Consider the following 17,928-nt stretch of genomic DNA (forward strand, 5'->3'; position numbering starts at 1 on the left):
CCCTCAGCCCGCCGTATAGCCGCCGTCGGCATACAGGATATGCCCGGTGTAGAAATCGCTGGCGCGCGAAGCGAGGAACAGCAGCGGCCCGGCAAGGTCTTCGGGCTCGCCCAGGCGGCCCTTCGGCACACGGGCAAGGAACCCCTCACGAACGGTTTTCGCCTTTTCGGTGTCCTCGAACATCCAGGCCGTCAGCGGCGAGCGGAAGACCGTCGGCGCGATGGCATTGACCGTGATCCCTGTCGGCCCAAGCTCGCAGCCAAGCGCCTTCGTCATGCCGTCGACCGCAGCCTTGGACGCGCAATAGGCGGTGTAGCCGGCCGGATGCCCAAGAAGCCCCCGCGCCGACGACACCAGCACGATCTTGCCGCCGCTGCCTTGCGCCTTCATCTGCACGGTGGCAGCGCGGGCCAGCATCCAGCTTTGCGTGACATTGGCGTCCATGACGGATGTGAAGGTCTCGACCGGCATCTCTTCGATCCTGGCGACCTTGTTCATGCCCGACGCGACAACGAGGATGTCCAGCGCCCCGAACCGCTCGACCGCTTGCGCCACCATGTCTGCGCAGGCTGCTTCAGTGTCCGGGCGGGCGTTGACGGCTTCGACCTCGGCCCCGATGGACCGGGCCTCGGCCGCGATCTCCGCCAGCGCGTCGGCATTGCCCGCGACCAGCACCAGCTTGCAGCCCGCCCCCGCAAGAACCCGCGCCGCGACCATTCCAAAGGCGCCGGACGCGCCGGAGATCAGCGCAACCTTGCCCGTCACCTCGAACATCGAAAGGGGGTTGGTGAGATCGGGCATGGCTCAGTCCTTCGGCGGATAGGGAATGACCACGAGCATCTTGCAGACGTGGTTCGACTTGTTCTCGATGCGGCGCACCTGCCCCGGGGGCACCGTGCAGCTGTCCATCGCGCGCAGCACCTCGGTCCTGCCATCCCATTCAAGCGTCATCTCGCCGTCCAGCACGACATAGACCTTCTCGAAAGGCGTTGAATCCGGCCCCGCTCCGCCGCCCGGCAGGAACTGCGAGAACCCGACCCATTGATTGACCGGCCCGCCGTCCTCGAAGCCCTGAAGCCTGAGGCCCGAGACGCCCCAGTGGTTCGGGGCCTCGTAAGCGGTTGCATCGCTGAAACGCTTGATCAGCATGGTAGCGCCCTCCCCTGTGCGCGGCCGGGCGGGGACAAGCCCCGCCCGTGCCTTCAGAACGCCTCGCCTGCCTCGATGCGGTAGGACTGGCCCTTGTCGATCATCGCCACGAGACGGATGATGCAGCCGTCGCCGCGATCCCAGTTCCAGGGAAAGAAGGCGAAGGTGCAGCGCTTGCCGGTCACGGCATCCAGGTCGCCGCCGACGTTCTCGATCCCGAGGATGCCGTTCGAGAACAGCTTGTTGTGGACCGGCTCCCATTCCGGGAACGCTTCGTCCCAGGCGATCCCGCCGGACCATTCCTTGTATTCCTCGGCCAGGTGAGGATGCAGCGGCCCGTTGCGGTGCGGGCCGATCGCCGTCGCCAACGGGTGATCGTTGGCCTGCGTGTCATGGCCCACGACCTTGATGCCCTTCTCGACCATCCAGTCCGCGGCCGACGGCACCAGACCGGGGCAATAGGCGAAATAGTCGCCGTCCTCGTATTCCTTGTGCCAGCCGGTGTTGATGATGAGCACGTCGTTCTTGCGGATCGCGTGTCCACAGGCCTTTTCAAGGTCGTCCGCGGTGATCTGCTCCCATTTCTTCTTGGGGATCGACACCACAAGGCCCGAACCGAAGAAATGCGGCAGCGGCACCTCGTCGATGAAGGGTGTTCCCTGCACCACATGCGCGGGCGCATCGATGTGGGTCGTCACGTGCATCGTCGTCGTGATGGTCTGCGACAGCACGCCGGACTTGGCCATGTAGTGCATCCGCTCGATCTGCACGTCGCGGAAATAGGGCCAGTTGGGGCACTGGAAGCCGAAGCGATGGCTGAGGTTGTAGAACTCCAGACCCATGTCGTTGTTGGTGTCTTCCTGGAATTCAATCCCGCGGATCGTGATCATCAAGTAAGCCTCCTCGGTTCGCGCGAGGTCACATCGCGCGTCTTGGTCGGTTGGTTTTGCGGATGAACGTTTCCTCCCGTTCGTCTTGAATGACGGTACATCATGACCGCATGGTGGTCAATTTTTTCTTGAAACTATCATATTTGCACCGTATTGCGATACACATTGCCAATCTGACAATGGAATGGCTAGTGCCGGACCAAGACGACGGAGAGCAGTGAACCAATGGCGGAACAGGAAAAAGACGGCGCTTCGGGCGGCATTCAGGTGATCGAGCGGGCCGCCCGGATCTTGCGGGTCCTGAAGGAGAACCGCGCCGGAATGAGCCTCGGGCAGATTGCCGAGGCGGTTGCCCTGCCCCGCTCCACGGTGCAGCGAATCATCGGGGCGCTGATGGCCGAAGGGTTCGTGATGGCCGGGGCACGGGCCGGACGTATCCGGCTTGGACCCGCGATCGCGGATCTCGCCGGGCAATCTCGCAGCGATGTGGTCGAGGTGTGCCGGCTGCTGCTGACGGAACTCGCCCAGGCTACCGGGGAAACGGCCGACTTGTCGGTGATGCAGGGCGCGGCGATGATCTTCGTCGACCAGATCCCCGGAATGCACCGCTTGCGCACCGTATCGTCGGTTGGCGACGCGTTTCCCCTGACCACGACAGCCAACGGCCTCGCCTGCCTTGCCTGTCTCGCACCCGAAGAAGCGCGGAAGCTTGCGGTCGAGGAATGGCGGCGGCAAGGCGTGGACGCCGACATGGAGCGTTTCGAGGCGCGTCTTGCCCGTATCAGGTCGACAGGTCTCGCCTATGATCTGGACGAACATTCCAAGGGGATTTCCGCGGTCGGCGTCGCCTTCCGGGACTGGTCGGGCGAACTCTATGCGATCTCGGTTCCCGTTCCGTCATCGCGCTTTGCATCGGTAAAGGAAACGGTCGAGACGGCCCTGCTCGATGCCAAGGCCCACGCCGAGCGGTTGATCGCGTTCGAGTAGCAGCGCGGCTATCCGGGGCGCCCTTGTCGCTCTGGCCTCAAAGCGTGCCAATATCGAAGAGCGGCACTACCTCACGGCGATCAGCCACGCGATCGCTGGACCCCACGCGCAGGCATGAAGCAAGGATGTCGAACGAGGCTGGCCCTCGATGGCGTGCGCCCGGGCGAGGCTCAGGCGTCCCGCTTCATGATCCATTCGACCTCTGGCGCAGCGACGAAACGCCATTTGCGCAAGGGTCCGGCCATCACGTTGAGATAATACATCTCGAACCCGTAGGGCGCGCCGCAGGGATGATGGCCGCGCGGCACAAGGACCACGTCGCCATCCTTGACCGTCATCGTCTCGTCCAGCTGTCCGTCGTCGGTATAGACGCGCTGGAAGCCGAAGCCGTTCGCGGGGTTCAGGCGGTGATAATAGGTTTCTTCAAGATAGGTGATCCGAGGGTAATCATCCTCATCGTGCCGATGGCTTGGATAGGACGACCAGTGCCCGGCGGGAGTGAACACCTCTGTCACCAGAAGCGAGTCGCACCAGTCCTCAGCTTCCATCGCTATGTTGTTGATATAACGGGTGTTCGTGCCTTTGCCGCGTTCCGTCAGACTAATCCCCTCGGGTCCGATCCGGCGGGCTTGGTGGCCGCCCCTTCCGGGGGCCGAACAGACTGCAATGGTGCAATCGGTGGCTGCCTCTGCCTGCCAGTCGGTGCCGGTCGGCAGATAAAGGCAATGCGGCGCGGTTTTCTCGAAGACGCTCATCCGCTCGCCCAGAACGCCCCAGTCCTGGCCTGCCCCGGTGAGGTGCGCCTTGCCCTCGACCATGACGAGGATCACCTCGCGATCACCCGTCGCTTCCGCTGCTGTCTCGCCCGCGCGAAGGCGAAACAGGGAAAAGCCCACATGGCGCCAACCTGCGGTCTGAGGCGTGATCGCGTGCACCTTGCCGTGCGCGCCGAACGGCTTGCAAAGCAGGTCAGTCATCGTCGTTGTCCTTCTCGGTGACAGGAACCCATGTCAGCAAGAGGATATAGCCTGACCATGCCCCGGCAGCGCCGAACAGCATGGCCCAGCCGGGATTGCCGCTTGCCAGTTCGACCGCCGCCCAGCCGAGGGCGACCGCGACGGTCAACACCCGGCGCCAGAGCGGATTGAAGAAGCGGACGCGCAGATCGAACATCAGGCGCCTGCCCCGGGGCGCGCAGCCACGACCAGCCCCGCCGCCTTGCACAGCGCGGCGATATGATCGTAGCCGATCCTTGAGTATTCGAACGGCGGCGCCTTGGCCGGGTCCTGTTCGGCCTCGACGACGATCCAGCCGTCATAGCCCATCCCGGCCAGCCGGTCCGTGACGGCGGCGAAGTCGATGCTTCCGCCTTGATCGCCGGGAACCGTGAACGCCCCCGCGATGACCGCATCGAGGAACGACCAGCCGTGGGTCCGCGCCTGCGCCGCCACGTCAGCGCGCACGTCCTTGTAATGGACGTGCCGGATACGGTCGCCCCATTTGTCCAGCGTGCCAAGGACATCGGCCCCGCCAAAGGCAATATGTCCGGTGTCATACAAAAGCGTCACCTCGGGCGAAGACCCATCCATCAGAGCATCCACATCGTCTTGATCCTCGATCATGCTGCCCATGTGGTGGTGATAAGCAAGGGTCATCCCCTCGTCCGCCATCCATTTTGCCAGCTCCGACAGCCTGGACGCGTAGGCCGTGATCTTGTCCCGATGCAGTTTCGGGCGGTCGTTCACCGACGTGCCCTGCTGGCCCTGCACGGTGTTCGAGCACTCGGCATAGACCAGGCAGGGGGCGCGCAGATCCACGAACTGCTCGACCTGCGCACGCACCGCCTCGATCTCCTCGGCGACCGAGTTCACCATCAGGTTGCCCGAACACCACCCGCCACACAGCGCGATGTCGTAGCGATCGAGATAGGCGCGCAGGCCTGCGGTGTCCTGCGGCATCCGGCGGCCACGCTCGACGCCGGTAAAGCCGATCTCGCGCGCCTCCTGCAACGCCTGCTCCATCGTGTAGGCGGCGGTCAGGTCGGGCAGGTCGTCGTTCTGCCACGCGATGGGAGAAATCCCGATATGGATCATGAAACTGCTTTCTCAGTCGGCGCCATGCTGCGCGGCTCTCTGCTCGTAGGCCTGGCGGGCGGCACGCACCTCTGGGCGCGCCGACACTTCGGGAACGGCCACGTTCCACCAGTGCCCGCCAACGCCGGTGCCCGGATACGGGTCGGTTTCGATGACGATCACGGTCGGGATGTCCCGGCCCCGCACCGCGCGGACCTGCGTCTCAAGATCACCGATGTCGGCGGCCTTGACAGCATGCGCGCCCATCGAGGCGGCATGGCGCACAAAGTCGATCTGCGGCTGGGTCTCGACGTTGGACGAGGCGTAGAGATTGTTGAACTCGGCCCCGCCGCAGCCCATCTGCAGCCGGTTGATGCAGCCATATCCCCGGTTGTCGGTCAGGACCACGGTGAAAGGGATGCGCCGCATGACAGCCGTCGCAAGTTCCGAATTGGCCATCATGTAGGAACCGTCGCCGACGAAGCAGACCACGTCCTTGCCGGGCTGCGCCAGCTTGAGGCCCATCGCACCCGCGATCTCGTAGCCCATGCAGCTGAAGCCGTATTCCATGTGATAGCCGCCCCGCGCCGCGCGCCACAGGGTGTGCAGCGCGCCCGGCATCGTGCCCGCGGCGCAGATCACGGCTGTGTCCGCGCCTGCCTGCCGCTGCACGCCGCCGATGACCTGCGCGTCGGTGGGCAATCCGGCGGCATTCGGCGCAGCCATCACCGCATCCGCCGCCTCGAACCAGCCTGCGCGGGCCTCGGTATCGCGGTCCGGCCAGGTCTTGTCGCCAAGCGCCCCCGACAGCGTCTCCAAGGCGACCCGCGCATCCGAGACAACGCCAAGCGCCCCGTGCTTGGCGGCGTCATAGCCGCTGACGTTGATCGACACGAGCCGCCGTTCGGGGTTCGCAAAAACCGTCCACGATCCCGTCGTGAAATCCTGGAACCGTGTGCCGACACCCAAGACGAGATCGGCCTCGCTCAGCGCGCGGTTGGCTGCATCGCCGCCGGTGACACCTGCGGGACCAAGGTTCAGGCCGTCCTGCCAGTTCACGGCCCCTTTGCCTGCCTGCGTTTCCACAAGGGGAATGTTGTGCGCATGAGCGAAGTCCACCAGGGCCCGCTCGGCGCCCGAATAGATCACCCCGCCCCCGGCAACGATCACGGGCCGCGCGGCGCGCTTCAGGGTCTCGGCCACGTCCGACAGCTCTTGCGGGTCGGGCTGCGGTCTTCTGATCCGCCAGACGCGGGGGGTGAAGAAGCTTTCGGGGTAGTCATACGCCTCGGCCTGCGGGTCCTGGCAGAAAGCCAGCGTGACCGGGCCGCACGCCGCCGGATCGGTCATGGTCTGCAGGGCGCGCGGCAAGGCGGTCAACAGGTGTTCCGGTCGCGAAATGCGGTCGAGATTCCGGCTGACCGGGCGCAGGCAGTCGTTGACCGACACCGTGCCATCCTCGAAATCCTCGACCTGCTGCAGCACCGGATCGGGCGCACGGTTCGAGAACACGTCACCGGGAATGAACAGCACCGGCAGCCGGTTGACATGGGCCAGCGCGGCGGCAGTCACCATGTTGGTCGCGCCCGGCCCGATCGAGGACGTCACCGCCATGGCGCGCCTGCGCCCGGACGCCTTGGCATAGGCGATGGCGGTGTGCGCCATGGTCTGCTCGTTCTGCCCGCGCCATGTCGGCAAGGCGTCGCCGATACCGTGCAGCGCCTCGCCCAGTCCCGCGACGTTGCCATGCCCATAGATCGCCCCGGCCCGGCCCCTCGCCAAGACCAGAATCGTCGATCATCTGCACCGACAGCCATTTCACCATGGCCTGTGCAATGGAATTCCTCTTCGGTGCCGACGATGAGATCGAAAAGGTGCAGCGTGCCCTGCAACTTGCGCGTGACCTCCGCACTTTCCACAAAGCGGCTTTCGCCGTCGCCGTGCCCCGCCACGCCCCAGAGGTTGGGGCGATAGTCGATGTCGAGCGCGGTCTGCATCCCCGCCGCGCGCGCGATCTCAAGCGCCTTGAGTGTCGCAGCCTCGACCTGCGGGTGGCTGAGGTGCGTGCCGGTCGCCACCACGGCCCGCGCCGAGCGGATGAAATCCGGGTCGATGTCGTCCTCGGTCAGGCCCATGTCGGCGCAGCGTTCGCGGTAGAAGATCAGCGGGAACTGTTCCGCATCACGGATGCCGAGCAGCACCAGCGCGGTCAGCCGGTCCGGGTCCACCTTGACGCCATCGGTGTTCACACCCTCGCGGCAAAGCTGCTCGGTGATGAAGCGCCCCATGTGCTCGTCGCCGACGCCGGTGATGACCGCCGATCTCACTCCATGCCGAGCGGTGCCGCAGGCGAAATTCGTGGGCGAGCCGCCGACATACTTCGAAAACAAGCCCATGTCCTCAAGCCGTCCGCCGATCTGGCCGCCGTAAAGGTCGACCGACGCGCGGCCTATGGTGATGACATCAAGTGGTTTCACGCGCGGTCTCCTTCGGGCTGGCGGGCAGACTGACAGGCAGACCGACCGGGCAGACTGACGGGGCGGCCCTGCGATGCGGCCATCGCATGGATCACCCGTTCGATCCGCAGACCTTCGGCAAAGTCCGGACGGCACGGCGCGCCGCCCGCGATGGCGCGGCACAGGTCGCGCGCCTCGACCACCTTCTGGTCGTTGAAGCCGAAATTGTGCCCGGGCGCCGGACAAAAGGCGCCGAAATCGGGCTGGTCCGGGCCGGTCAGGTGGCGGGTGAACCCCGCCTCTCCGGCGCGGTGCACCCACAACTCGTTCATGTTCTCCTGGTCGAAGATGATCGTGCCGTCGCTGCCGTGCACCTCCCATTGCAGGCGGCATTTGCGCCCGTGCGCCACGCGCGACGTCGCAAAGGACCCTTGCGCGCCGCTGGCGAAGCGGATCAGCGCAAGGGCGCTGTCCTCGTTCTCGACGACGCGCTTTCCGTCCGGCGCGGGGCGGTCGGCAATGGCGATCTGCGTCAGCGCGGTGACTTCGGCCACGTCGCCCATCAGCTGCACCATCTGGCTGAACAGATGGCACCCAAGATCACCAAGCGCGCCCAACCCGCCGCCTTCATGGGTCATGCGCCAGTGCCAGGGCTGTGCGGGATCGGCGCTGTAGTCCTCGTCATAAACGCCGCGAAAGGCGCGCGGCGTGCCGATGACGCCGTCTTTCACCAGGGCGACCGCCGCCTGAAAGGCCGGGGACCGGGTGTAGTTGTAGCCAAGGATCGTAACCTGTCCAGGGTGCCGCCCTGCCATCTCCGCCATCGCCTCGGCGTCGGCCAGCGTCAACGCCATCGGCTTTTCAAGCCAGACGTGCTTGCCCGCCTTCAGCGCCGCCTCGGCCATGGGACGGTGCAGGCCGTTCGGCACGGTGATCGAGACGACATCGACGGCGGGATCAAGAACCGCGCTTCGCCAGTCGTCGGTGGCGCGGGCAAAGCCGAACTGCGCCGCCTGCGCCTGCGCCTGCGCTCTGTCGCCTGGCGTGTCACACAGCACCTCAAGCTGCGGATGCGCCCCGCCGAAGACGGCGGTGACGGTCCTCCAGGCAAGTGCATGGCACTTGCCCATGAAGCCGTCCCGATCAGCGCGACCCCAAGCGGCTCCTCCGGCATCCTGTCCTGCATGATGGCCCCCTTCGCGTCTTGGGTCACGCGGCGGCGCGCGCGGCGCCCAGCTGCACGGCCTGTCCGGTGCGCGCCGATTGCAGGGCCGCATCCGCAAGCTCCAGCGCCCGCAGCCCGTCAAGGCCCGTGGTCGGCATCGCGGACCCGGTTTTGACGGCAGCGACGAACGCCGCGATCTCGGCGGCATAGGCGGCGGTGTAGCGCGTCATGAAAAAGTTCAGAAGCGGCGGCCGGGTGTATCCCGCGCCATTGGCCACCTCGATATTGGCCTCGCGGTGGTTCATCGCCGACACCGAGCCCCCGGAGCCGTGCACCTCGATCCGCTGGTCATAGCCATAGGTGGCGCGGCGGGTGTTCGTAATGGTGCACTGTTTGCCGCTGGCGGTGCGCAGGATCACGTTGACGCTGTCGTAGTCGCCAAGATCGGCGATGCCGGGATCGGTCAGGACCGATGCCTGCGCCATCACCGTCTCGACTTCCTCGGCCAGCAGCCAGCGCGCGACGTCGAAATCGTGGATGGTCATGTCGCGGAATATCCCGCCGGAGCTCTTGATGTATTCGGCAGGCGGGGCGCCGGGATCGCGCGAGGTCAGGGTGATCATCTCGACCGCACCGATGGCGCCGTCGTCGATGGCCGCCTTGAGCGCGCGAAAGTCGGGATCAAAGCGTCGCTGGAAGCCGACCATCAGCCTCCCGTTCTCGGCTGCGACGGTCTCGATCACCTGGCGCGCACGCGCCACATCCAGATCGACGGGCTTCTCGCAGAACACCGCCTTTCCGGCCTTCACGAAGCTCTCGATCAGGTCCGCGTGGGTGTTGGTGGGCGTGCAGACGATGACGGCATCGATGTCTTCTGAGGCAAGGATCTGCTCGATGCTGCGGATGTCGCAGCCGTACTTGTCCTGAACGCTTGCGGCGGCGGCCGCGACCGGATCGGCGACGGCAACCAGCGCCGCGCCATCGACCGAGGCGATTGCCTTGGCGTGAACCTGACCGATGCGCCCGGCACCAAGCACTCCGAATCTGACTGTCATGACGATACTCTCTGAACTCTCTGATTGAACCGGGCGGGCGCCCGGGCGTTGCCTTACTCCGGGTAGGCCCCGGACACTGTCTGGTCGAAATCCACGACCGAGCCGGTCATCACACCTGACGCATCGGACAGCATGTAGGCGGCAAGTCCCGCCACATGATCCGGCTTCACCAGCATCCCGAAGGGCGCTGCAGCTTCCGCGCGGGCCAGCCAGTCGTCCCCGGCGCCGTGAAAGCGGCGCTGCACCGCGTCCTCTCCGGGGGTGTCCATCCAGCCGCAGTTGATGCCATTCACCCGGATGCGGTGCGCGGCCAGCGTGTTCGCCGCGTTCTTGGTGACGTTTGCCAGCGCCGCCTTGGAGGCCGAATAGGGCGCCAGCACGGTCTGGCCGCAATGCACCACCATCGACAGGATGTTCACCACCGACGCGGTATGGCCGTCGGCGATGGCCCGCTGCGCGACGCGCTGGATCGCGAAGAACGGAGAGCGGACGTTGGCCGTCATGATCCGGTCCCAAAGCTCCGGAGTGGTGTCGAGGATCGAACCCCGATCCGTCAGCGCCCCCGCGTTCACAAGCGCGCTGATCCGGCCCATGTGGTCCCCTGCGGCATCGACCAGCTGCAGGATGCTGCGGGTGTCCTCGAGATCCGCGGCGATGAACCGCGCACCGACTTGCGCGGCCGCCGCTTCGCCCCGCGCCGCATCGCGTCCTGCCAGCACGATGCGCGTGCAGCCTTCAGCGGCCAGCCGCTCTGCGATCGCCAGGCCGACGCCCTGCGTGCCGCCGACGATCAGCGCCGTGGTGGTGCCGTGTGCCGCCCCGGTCATGCCGCGTCCGCGTATTCGGCTTGCGTCTTTGCACCGGTGATGTAGGCGAAGACATCCCCGCCGGTGGTGTCCTCGACGCGCAGGTTGGCGCAGTTCCGGCCCTGGCGAAACACGACGATCCGGTCGCACAGGTCCATCACCTGCCGCATGTTGTGGCTGATCAGGATCAACGGCTCGCCCGCTTCTTTCAGGGTGCGGATGATGTTCTCGACCTGCGCGGTTTCCTGCACGCCAAGTGCGGCCGTCGGCTCGTCCATGATGGTCAGCTTGGAATGGAAGGTCGCGGTGCGCGCGATCGCCACGCATTGTCGCTGGCCGCCCGACATGTTCTCGATGGTGTTGCGGATCGACGGGATCTTGACCCCGGTCTTCTGCAGGGCGGTCATGGTGTCGGCACGCATCGCCTTGTAGTCGAGGCGGCGGAACGGCCCAAGCCAGTTCCACATCGTCCGTTCGCGCCCCAGGAACAGGTTGTCCGACACATCCAGATGATCCGCCAGGGCGGGGGTCTGAAACACCGTTTCTATCCCCGCCTCGCGCGCGTCGAGCGGACCCTCGAAGTTGACCGGGCGCCCGTCAAAGATGACTTCGCCGCGGGTGCGCTGCTCGACGGCGGTGATCTGGCGCACGAAGGTGGATTTGCCCGCTCCGTGGTCGCCCATGATCGCCACATGCTCACCCCGGCGCAGCGAGAAGTTCGCGCCTTCAAGGGCATGCACACCGCCGTAATGCTTGGTCAGATCGCGGGTTTCGAGGATCACGTCGCCAAGGGGCGGGCGTGTTTGTTGCCCCGTTTGTTGCACCGTTTGTTGCCCCGTTTGTTGCACCGTCTGCGGCCCAGTCTGCGCGCCGGGTCCCGTCTGGAGATCGGTCATGGTCTTTCCTCCCTTCGTCAAAGATGATTGGCCACGCGGCGCTGGCGCCACCGGTGCAGCACGACGGCGCCGACAATGATCGCGCCCTTGACCATTTCCTAATAGTAGGCGTCGAGCTTGAGGAACGTGAACCCCGAGATGATGACGCCGAAGATCAGCGCCCCCAGCACGGTGCCAAGGATCGACCCGCGCCCCCCTTGCAACGAGATGCCGCCGATGACCGCCATGGCGATGGCGTCCAGCTCGTACATCACGCCCATGCCGGCCTGCGCGGTCAGGTTCTTGGAACTCAGCACGATCGCCGCCACTGCCGCCACCGCCCCAGCAATGATCGTCTCGACCTTGCCACGGATCTCGTCCGACCAGGTGTTGAAGGCATAGACTTCGCTCATTCCCAAGAGGCGCAGGCCCCGCGACCGGGCCATGTCACCGGCCTCTGCCGGAGCCACCCCGTCGAACAGCGGCCGTCCCAGATCGTTGCGAACCTCGACGCCGATGCAGCCAAGGTCGCGGGCAAGATCGCGGGCAAGATCGAGGAAATCGACATAACCGAGATGGCGCACCGTCATCTGGTTGAGCGCTTTTTTCATGAGATCCTCCCCGAGACCCGCTGCACGACTGCGGCAGGCGTTGCGGGCAGACGTTGTCGGAGATGGCGACGAAAGGTCAATGAACGCCGACCTATATTCCGTCACGCATGACGTTTTTCTGCCGGTGCATGGTGACGTATAAACGTCATCTACAGCATTTCGGGAAGCACGATATGCGGATCCAGGAAATGTTGCCCAGAGATGCCGTCATCGCCCTCGCGGACTGAATGCACCATCAGATCGACAAGGTCGGCACACAGCGCGGCCAGCGGCGTCGAGATCACCATCGTCGCATAGCCGTCAGACAGCGCGGCCCGGCTGTCCTTGGTGGCCTCGTTCACGACCAGCGCGACGCGCGGCGTCGCATGGATCTCGCGCAGCGCGGCAATGGCGCCCTCCATTCCGCCGCCCGCAACATAGATGCCCTTGAGGTCGTGGTGGCGCCCGACCAGGTCCAGCGTCGCCTCATAGGTCAGTTGCCGGGTTTCGAGGTTCACCAGCGAATCGAGCACGGTGAAACCGGGGGCGTTCTCGCGCACATAGGACCGAAAGCCGACTTCACGCAGATCGTGCCCGTGCCAGCGGTTGCCGCCGACAAAGATCGCCAGCTTGCCGGGCTGCGGCACCGTCCTGGTGATTATCCACGCCGCGGTGCGCCCGATCTTCATGTTGTTCATACCCAGGTAGTTACGCCGCACACCTTGCGCAAAATCGTTCAACAGCGAGAAGACCGGCACACCCTGCCCCTTCAACTCGCTGACCACCTGGGTCAGGCGCTGGTGATTGACCGCCGTCGCGGCGATGGCGTCGCAGCCCGACAGCCCGCGCAGCCCTGCCGCGAAATCGTCGGGAGACTGCGAGAACGCGAAGCGGATGATCGCCTTGCCGCGAATGTCGCCCCGCGACGCGACGGCCAGTTCGATCTCGCGCGCGAAATTCTGGTAGAACTCCTGGCTTTTCTTGATGAGGAGAAAGCCAAAGGTCATCTCCGGCACCGCGACGTCCAGATTGCGCTCGATCAGGCCACGCGCATGGTATCCGACCTTGTGTGCCGCCTGCGCGATCTTGCGCATGGTCTCTTCGCGCACGCGCGAGCGCCCGTTCAGGGCGCGGTCCACGGTGGTGACGCTGACGCCGGCTTCGCGGGCGACATCCTGAACGGTCGGGCGTCTGGCCATCATGGCCTCCATGACGATTTTACGTCAAAGACGGTATCGCGTCATGAGTGCCCGTGCAAGTCCTGCACACCCGCGACAAATGCGTCGTATTCGGCGTCGGGCAAGGTCACCACATGCTCCCTGGCGGGATAACGTCCAGCCCCGACATCGGTGCGGAACTCGCCGAACGCGGCGATCCGTTCACGTTGGAGCCGGGCGTATTCGGCGGCAAAGTCGCGGTAGGCCCGGGCATGGCGCGGCCTGTGGCCCCGGGTGCAGCCCAACACGTCCTCGGCGAACAGGTACTGCGCGTCGGCGCCGGGGCCAGCGCCCATCCCAAGCATCACAAGGGACGTGCGGGCGCTGACCTCACGCGCCGCGCGGTCAGGCACGACCTCAAGCTCGGCCCCGAAGGCGCCCGCTTCTTCCAGCGCCTTCACATGCCGCCACACCGCAAGCGCGCTGGCAGACGTCTTTCCGACCGCCTTGAAGCCGCCGGTCCAGGTCGCCTTGGACGGGATCAACCCGACATGGCCCACCACGGGAATTCCGTCATCGACCAAGGCGCGGACGGTCGCAAGGGACGAGACGGTCGCAAGGGACGACGCGCAATAGACGCGATCGCCGCCAAGTTGCATCACGCGGTGCGCCGCGCGCTGATACTCCTCTTGAGTGACAAGCTGCCCGTACAGCAGGTCGCCCTGCGCGAAGGCCGCAGCGCGGACCGCGTCGCACTGATCGTGAACGAATTGACCGAAGAAAGCCGCGCCGCGCTGATCGACCGCTACGCTCATGCCGTCATCGCAACGCCGCTGGACAGCCTGTGCCGCGCGCTGGTCACAGAGATGCTTGACGCTGCGGCAGGCCAGGGCGGGCGGCCTGCAAGGTCGGCGCCGCTCGAGCCGCAGATATACACGCTTGAATCATTTTGACATGCGCTGATCTGCAGCTGCTCCTCATGACAGTTGCATGACTTCGGCTTGCGCGCCGCGCCGCACCCGCGCTTGATGCGGCGATGAGTGGCCCGACCCTGTCCGACCTGTGCCGCGTCTTCGGGCGCATCGGCGTTCTGTCCTTTGGCGGACCGGCGGCGCAGATCGCGCTGATGCACCGCGAACTGGTCGAGGATCGCCCCTGGCTGACCGAAAAGCAGTATCTCGACGCGCTGTCGTTCTGCATGTTGCTGCCCGGTCCCGAGGCGATGCAACTTGCGACCTATTCGGGCTGGCGTTTGCGCGGGGTGCCCGGCGGGCTGATCGCGGGCGGGCTGTTCGTCTTGCCGGGCGCGCTGGTGATCCTTGGGCTGGCCGCGCTTTATGCTGCGCTGGGGTCGGTGCCGCTGGTGCAGGCGCTATTTCTGGGGATCAAGGCGGCGGTCCTCGTGATCGTCGTCGAGGCACTGGCCAAGGTGTCGCGGCGCGCGCTGAAATCGCCGGACCGCTGGGTCATCGCCGCGCTGTCCTTCGTGGCCCTGTTCGTCTTTGCGGCGCCGTTTCCGCTGATCGTGGTGGCGGCAGCGGCATATGGCGCGCTGGTCGCCACGGGCGCAGCCCCGCAGGCCGCCGCACCCCCGCTGCGACGGCTGTTGCCGACGGTGGCCGCCGGGCTTGCGATCTGGTGGCTGCCGGTCGCGGCGCTGGCGGCAACGGGCGCGGACAGGCTGGTGGCGGTGGCGCTGTTCTTCTCCAAGCTCGCTGTCGTCACCTTCGGCGGCGCCTATGCCGTGCTGGCCTACATGACGCAGGCCGCCGTCGAGACCGAGGGCTGGCTGACCACCGAGCAGATGATCGACGGGCTGGGACTGGCCGAGACGACGCCGGGCCCGCTGATCCTGGTCACCGAGTTCGTCGGCTATCTGGCGGGCGTGCAGGCGGGCGGCTGGCCGATGGGGCTGGCGGCGGCGGCGGTGACGCTGTGGGTGACGTTCGTGCCGTGTTTCCTGTGGATCTTCGCCGGGGCGCCCTTCATCGACTGGATCGGCACGCGGCCGCGCCTGTCGGGCGCGCTGTCGGCGATCACTGCGGCGGTCGTCGGCGTGATCCTGAACCTGTCGCTGTGGTTCGCGGCGCACGTCGCCTTTGGCACGGTCGAGCGGACGACATGGGGACCGCTGCGGATGATCCTGCCCGACTGGTCCAGCTTTGAGGCGCGGGTGCCTGTGCTGGCTGCGCTGGCGGCGGCGCTGCTGCTCTGGCGGCGCTGGCCGCTGCCACTGGTGCTGGCGGTCTCGGCGGCTGCGGGCGTCCTTGTCGCCCAGATTTGAGGCATTTCCCCGGCCCCGCCACCACATCCTGAGGCCCCCTTTCCTTCGGGCGCGAATCTCGTATGGTGAGGGCCATTCGGAACCAGAAGGACGGCCCATGTCGCGCGACATCGACTACGGAAACCTCATGCACCGGGCCATGCGCGGCCTGATCCGCGAGGTTCTGGAGACGGTCGCAAGGATCGGCCTGCCGGGCGATCACCACTTCTTCATCACCTTCGACACGCTGCACCCGGACGTCGAGATGGCCGACTGGCTGTCAGACCGGTACCCCGAGGACATGACGGTCGTGATGCAGCACTGGTTCGACAATCTCGATGTCGGCGAAGAAGGCTTCGCGATCACGCTGAACTTCGGCGACGCGCCCGAGCCGCTGTATATTCCCTATGACGCGATCCGCACCTTCGTGGACCCGTCTGTCGAGTTCGGCCTGCGTTTCGAGACGCAGGAAACCGAGGCGGCGGACACAGACGAGGACGACGAGGAACAGGACGACGACGCGCCGCGCAAGGACGCCGACGTGGTCAGCCTCGACAGCTTTCGCAAGTAGCGCCCTAAAGCCGCGCCGCGGCCTCGTCCTGGGGCGCTTTGGTGCACCACAGGTCTTCCTGTTTTTCCCAGACGGCGGTGCCTTCGGTCGCGTGAACCAGCACCTGTCCGGGGCGGGTCTCGATGATCTCGGGCGACAAGAGGTTCAGGAACAGCGCGAGGGCTTCGGCGGTGATGCACATGGTGTGTCTCCTTTTGCGATCAGCTCAAGGCGCCTCCCCCCACCTTTGATGGCGTGACGCAAGTGTAGCACGGCAGCGCAGGACGCGGCGGCGCGGATGCCGCCCCCGCCCGCCCGGAACCCGCCGATGCGCCCAAGGACCGGGCAAGTTGGACAAGCCTGCCTCAAGACGCGGCACCCGCAAAGCCCGAACAGCCGCGATCCGTTTGCGATAGCAGAATTGTCATCGGCCGTGCGCGGGCCTATCAGGGCGTCGATACCGCTACCCCCCGGAGGATTGCCGATGACCGCCACCCGCACCGAAACCGACAGCTTTGGCCCGCTCGAGGTGCCCGCCGACAAGTATTGGGGCGCACAGACCCAACGCTCGATCATCAACTTCCCCATCGGGTGGGAGCGTCAGCCGGTTCCGATCATCCGCGCGCTTGGCGTCGTCAAGAAAGCCTGCGCGCAGGCAAACCTGACGCTGGGAACGATCGACAGGACGATCGGCGACGCCATCGTCGCGGCAGCAGGCGAAGTGATCGACGGCAAGTTCGACGACAACTTTCCGCTGGTGGTCTGGCAGACCGGATCGGGCACGCAGTCGAACATGAACGCGAACGAGGTGATCTCGAACCGCGCCATCGAGATGCTGGGCGGCGAGATGGGGTCGAAAAAGCCCGTTCACCCCAATGACCACTGCAACATGGGCCAGTCGTCGAACGACACCTTCCCCACGGCGATGCATGTGGGCATCGCGATGCATGCCCGCGACGTGCTGCTCCCGGGGCTGGAAAAGCTGGCCGCCGCGCTGGAGGCCAAACGCGACGCCTTTGCGCATATCATCAAGATCGGCCGCACCCACACCCAGGACGCAACGCCGCTGACGCTGGGCCAGGAATTTTCGGGCTACGCGCACCAGGTCCGCAAGGGGATCGAGCGGGTCAACGCCTGCCTGCCCGACATCTACGAGCTGGCGCAGGGCGGCACCGCCGTGGGCACCGGGCTGAACACGAAAAAGGGCTGGGCCGAGATGGTCGCCGCCAACATGGCCGAGATCACCGGCCTGCCCTTCGTCACCGCTCCCAACAAGTTCGAGGCGCTGGCGGCGCACGACGCGATGGTGATGTTCTCGGGCGCGCTGAAGACCGTGGCGGCGTCGCTGTTCAAGATCGCCAACGACATCCGGCTTCTGGGCTCTGGCCCGCGCTCTGGCCTTGGCGAGCTGATCCTGCCCGAGAACGAGCCCGGCTCGTCGATCATGCCCGGCAAGGTGAACCCGACGCAGGCAGAGGCGCTGACGATGGTCTGCGCGCATGTCATGGGCAACGATGCCGCCGTCGGCTTTGCCGGATCGCAGGGCCATTTCGAGCTGAACGTCTACAACCCGATGATGTCGTACAACGTGCTGCAATCCATGCAGCTTCTGGGCGATGCCGCGTCGGCCTTCACCGACAACATGGTCGTCGGGATCGAGGCGAACGAGGCGCGGATCGAGAAGCTGATGAAGGAATCGCTGATGCTGGTCACGGCGCTGGCGCCCACGATCGGCTATGACAACGCCACCAAGGTCGCCAAGACCGCGCACAAGAACGGCACCACGCTTCGCGAGGAAGCGGTGGCGCTGGGCTTCGTGGACGCGGAGACCTTTGACCGCGTGGTGCGGCCCGAGGACATGATCGGGCCGAAGGACTGACGGCAAGGCTGGGGGGACGCTGTCCCCCCAGACC

Annotated in this window: 19 protein-coding genes and 2 pseudogenes; 5 read left to right on the plus strand and 16 right to left on the minus strand. The window is 65.9% G+C overall.

Annotated features, from left to right (window positions below; genetic code table 11):
• Positions 1-3: 3 nt before the first annotated feature.
• The 3 genes from KTJ87_RS07805 to KTJ87_RS07815 are packed head-to-tail and all read right to left on the minus strand — an operon-like array spanning position 4 to position 2,039.
• Entirely contained in the window at positions 4-801 is a 798-nt protein-coding gene (locus tag KTJ87_RS07805) for an SDR family NAD(P)-dependent oxidoreductase (protein WP_267138537.1), read from the minus strand.
• Positions 802-804: 3 nt separating this feature from the next.
• Positions 805-1,149, minus strand: coding sequence for a cupin domain-containing protein (locus KTJ87_RS07810; protein ID WP_267138538.1), 345 nt, complete (start codon positions 1,147-1,149; stop codon positions 805-807).
• 53 nt (positions 1,150-1,202) lie between these two features.
• Entirely contained in the window at positions 1,203-2,039 is an 837-nt protein-coding gene (locus KTJ87_RS07815; protein ID WP_267138755.1) for a cyclase family protein, read from the minus strand.
• A gap of 225 nt (positions 2,040-2,264) precedes the next feature.
• Here KTJ87_RS07815 and KTJ87_RS07820 point away from each other — a divergent pair, with 225 nt between their 5' ends.
• A complete protein-coding gene (locus KTJ87_RS07820; RefSeq protein WP_267138539.1) occupies positions 2,265-3,026 on the plus strand; it encodes an IclR family transcriptional regulator in 762 nt (253 codons plus the stop codon).
• A gap of 170 nt (positions 3,027-3,196) precedes the next feature.
• Here the strand turns inward: KTJ87_RS07820 and iolB are convergent, their stop codons facing one another.
• From iolB to KTJ87_RS07880, 12 genes and pseudogenes are all read right to left on the minus strand, one after another.
• Positions 3,197-4,003 carry a 5-deoxy-glucuronate isomerase gene (gene iolB, locus KTJ87_RS07825; RefSeq protein WP_267138540.1) on the minus strand — a complete coding sequence of 269 codons (807 nt, stop codon included), beginning with the start codon at positions 4,001-4,003 and terminating at the stop codon, positions 3,197-3,199.
• A complete protein-coding gene (locus KTJ87_RS07830; protein WP_267138541.1) occupies positions 3,996-4,199 on the minus strand; it encodes a hypothetical protein in 204 nt (67 codons plus the stop codon). The genes iolB and KTJ87_RS07830 overlap by 8 nt, the downstream gene beginning before the upstream one ends.
• Positions 4,199-5,119 carry a myo-inosose-2 dehydratase gene (gene iolE, locus KTJ87_RS07835; protein WP_267138542.1) on the minus strand — a complete coding sequence of 307 codons (921 nt, stop codon included), beginning with the start codon at positions 5,117-5,119 and terminating at the stop codon, positions 4,199-4,201. The genes KTJ87_RS07830 and iolE overlap by 1 nt, the downstream gene beginning before the upstream one ends.
• Before the next feature lie 12 nt (positions 5,120-5,131).
• A pseudogene (gene iolD, locus KTJ87_RS07840) lies at positions 5,132-6,923 on the minus strand (3D-(3,5/4)-trihydroxycyclohexane-1,2-dione acylhydrolase (decyclizing)).
• Position 6,924: 1 nt separating this feature from the next.
• Positions 6,925-7,575: pseudogene (locus tag KTJ87_RS07845) on the minus strand (PfkB family carbohydrate kinase); the annotation flags it as partial.
• Complete coding sequence (locus KTJ87_RS07850) at positions 7,572-8,684, minus strand: Gfo/Idh/MocA family protein (protein ID WP_267138543.1); 1,113 nt, start codon at positions 8,682-8,684, stop codon at positions 7,572-7,574. The gene KTJ87_RS07850 and the pseudogene KTJ87_RS07845, both read right to left, overlap by 4 nt.
• A 79-nt stretch (positions 8,685-8,763) precedes the next feature.
• A complete protein-coding gene (gene iolG, locus KTJ87_RS07855; RefSeq protein WP_267138544.1) occupies positions 8,764-9,774 on the minus strand; it encodes an inositol 2-dehydrogenase in 1,011 nt (336 codons plus the stop codon).
• A gap of 53 nt (positions 9,775-9,827) precedes the next feature.
• Positions 9,828-10,601, minus strand: a complete 774-nt coding sequence (locus KTJ87_RS07860) for an SDR family oxidoreductase (protein ID WP_267138545.1) — start codon at positions 10,599-10,601, stop codon at positions 9,828-9,830.
• Positions 10,598-11,476 carry an ATP-binding cassette domain-containing protein gene (locus tag KTJ87_RS07865; RefSeq protein WP_267138546.1) on the minus strand — a complete coding sequence of 293 codons (879 nt, stop codon included), beginning with the start codon at positions 11,474-11,476 and terminating at the stop codon, positions 10,598-10,600. The genes KTJ87_RS07860 and KTJ87_RS07865 overlap by 4 nt, the downstream gene beginning before the upstream one ends.
• 98 nt (positions 11,477-11,574) lie before the next feature.
• The gene (locus tag KTJ87_RS18180) at positions 11,575-12,066 is read right to left on the minus strand and encodes an ABC transporter permease subunit (protein WP_456061970.1); all 492 of its coding nucleotides are present in this window, start codon (positions 12,064-12,066) and stop codon (positions 11,575-11,577) included.
• Between the two features lie 149 nt (positions 12,067-12,215).
• Positions 12,216-13,244, minus strand: a complete 1,029-nt coding sequence (locus KTJ87_RS07875) for a LacI family DNA-binding transcriptional regulator (protein WP_267138547.1) — start codon at positions 13,242-13,244, stop codon at positions 12,216-12,218.
• Positions 13,245-13,285: 41 nt separating this feature from the next.
• On the minus strand, positions 13,286-13,918 hold the full coding sequence (locus KTJ87_RS07880) for a 3-methyl-2-oxobutanoate hydroxymethyltransferase (RefSeq protein ID WP_267138756.1): 633 nt from the start codon (positions 13,916-13,918) through the stop codon (positions 13,286-13,288).
• Between KTJ87_RS07880 and KTJ87_RS07885 the strand changes: the two genes are divergently transcribed.
• The 3 genes from KTJ87_RS07885 (at position 13,892) to KTJ87_RS07895 (ending at position 16,036) form a co-directional block, all read left to right on the plus strand.
• Complete coding sequence (locus KTJ87_RS07885; RefSeq protein ID WP_267138763.1) at positions 13,892-14,155, plus strand: type 1 periplasmic-binding domain-containing protein; 264 nt, start codon at positions 13,892-13,894, stop codon at positions 14,153-14,155. The two genes, KTJ87_RS07880 and KTJ87_RS07885, sit on opposite strands and share 27 nt — an antisense overlap.
• 83 nt (positions 14,156-14,238) lie before the next feature.
• The gene (gene chrA / locus KTJ87_RS07890; protein WP_267138548.1) at positions 14,239-15,486 is read left to right on the plus strand and encodes a chromate efflux transporter; all 1,248 of its coding nucleotides are present in this window, start codon (positions 14,239-14,241) and stop codon (positions 15,484-15,486) included.
• Between the two features lie 97 nt (positions 15,487-15,583).
• A complete protein-coding gene (locus KTJ87_RS07895; RefSeq protein ID WP_267138549.1) occupies positions 15,584-16,036 on the plus strand; it encodes an SspB family protein in 453 nt (150 codons plus the stop codon).
• Between the two features lie 4 nt (positions 16,037-16,040).
• On the opposite strand, the gene KTJ87_RS07900 is transcribed toward KTJ87_RS07895, so the two are convergent.
• Complete coding sequence (locus KTJ87_RS07900) at positions 16,041-16,217, minus strand: hypothetical protein (protein ID WP_267138550.1); 177 nt, start codon at positions 16,215-16,217, stop codon at positions 16,041-16,043.
• A gap of 282 nt (positions 16,218-16,499) precedes the next feature.
• Here KTJ87_RS07900 and fumC point away from each other — a divergent pair, with 282 nt between their 5' ends.
• A complete protein-coding gene (gene fumC, locus KTJ87_RS07905) occupies positions 16,500-17,894 on the plus strand; it encodes a class II fumarate hydratase (protein WP_267138551.1) in 1,395 nt (464 codons plus the stop codon).
• Positions 17,895-17,928: the final 34 nt, after the last annotated feature.

Source organism: Anianabacter salinae (genome assembly GCF_019061145.1).
GTDB classification, from domain to species: domain Bacteria; phylum Pseudomonadota; class Alphaproteobacteria; order Rhodobacterales; family Rhodobacteraceae; genus Anianibacter; species Anianibacter salinarum.

Coding starts and splice junctions, on each gene's coding strand:
- KTJ87_RS07820 (WP_267138539.1), top strand. CDS start 2,265: ATGGCGGAACAGGAAAAAGACGGCGCTTCGGGCGGCATTCAGGTGATC.
- iolE (WP_267138542.1), bottom strand. CDS start 5,119: ATGATCCATATCGGGATTTCTCCCATCGCGTGGCAGAACGACGACCTG.
- KTJ87_RS07805 (WP_267138537.1), bottom strand. CDS start 801: ATGCCCGATCTCACCAACCCCCTTTCGATGTTCGAGGTGACGGGCAAG.
- KTJ87_RS07875 (WP_267138547.1), bottom strand. CDS start 13,244: ATGGCCAGACGCCCGACCGTTCAGGATGTCGCCCGCGAAGCCGGCGTC.
- KTJ87_RS07810 (WP_267138538.1), bottom strand. CDS start 1,149: ATGCTGATCAAGCGTTTCAGCGATGCAACCGCTTACGAGGCCCCGAAC.
- KTJ87_RS07865 (WP_267138546.1), bottom strand. CDS start 11,476: ATGACCGATCTCCAGACGGGACCCGGCGCGCAGACTGGGCCGCAGACG.
- KTJ87_RS07850 (WP_267138543.1), bottom strand. CDS start 8,684: ATGGGCAAGTGCCATGCACTTGCCTGGAGGACCGTCACCGCCGTCTTC.
- KTJ87_RS18180 (WP_456061970.1), bottom strand. CDS start 12,066: ATGAAAAAAGCGCTCAACCAGATGACGGTGCGCCATCTCGGTTATGTC.
- fumC (WP_267138551.1), top strand. CDS start 16,500: ATGACCGCCACCCGCACCGAAACCGACAGCTTTGGCCCGCTCGAGGTG.
- KTJ87_RS07860 (WP_267138545.1), bottom strand. CDS start 10,601: ATGACCGGGGCGGCACACGGCACCACCACGGCGCTGATCGTCGGCGGC.
- iolB (WP_267138540.1), bottom strand. CDS start 4,003: ATGACTGACCTGCTTTGCAAGCCGTTCGGCGCGCACGGCAAGGTGCAC.
- KTJ87_RS07815 (WP_267138755.1), bottom strand. CDS start 2,039: ATGATCACGATCCGCGGGATTGAATTCCAGGAAGACACCAACAACGAC.
- iolG (WP_267138544.1), bottom strand. CDS start 9,774: ATGACAGTCAGATTCGGAGTGCTTGGTGCCGGGCGCATCGGTCAGGTT.
- chrA (WP_267138548.1), top strand. CDS start 14,239: ATGAGTGGCCCGACCCTGTCCGACCTGTGCCGCGTCTTCGGGCGCATC.
- KTJ87_RS07830 (WP_267138541.1), bottom strand. CDS start 4,199: ATGTTCGATCTGCGCGTCCGCTTCTTCAATCCGCTCTGGCGCCGGGTG.
- KTJ87_RS07895 (WP_267138549.1), top strand. CDS start 15,584: ATGTCGCGCGACATCGACTACGGAAACCTCATGCACCGGGCCATGCGC.
- KTJ87_RS07900 (WP_267138550.1), bottom strand. CDS start 16,217: ATGTGCATCACCGCCGAAGCCCTCGCGCTGTTCCTGAACCTCTTGTCG.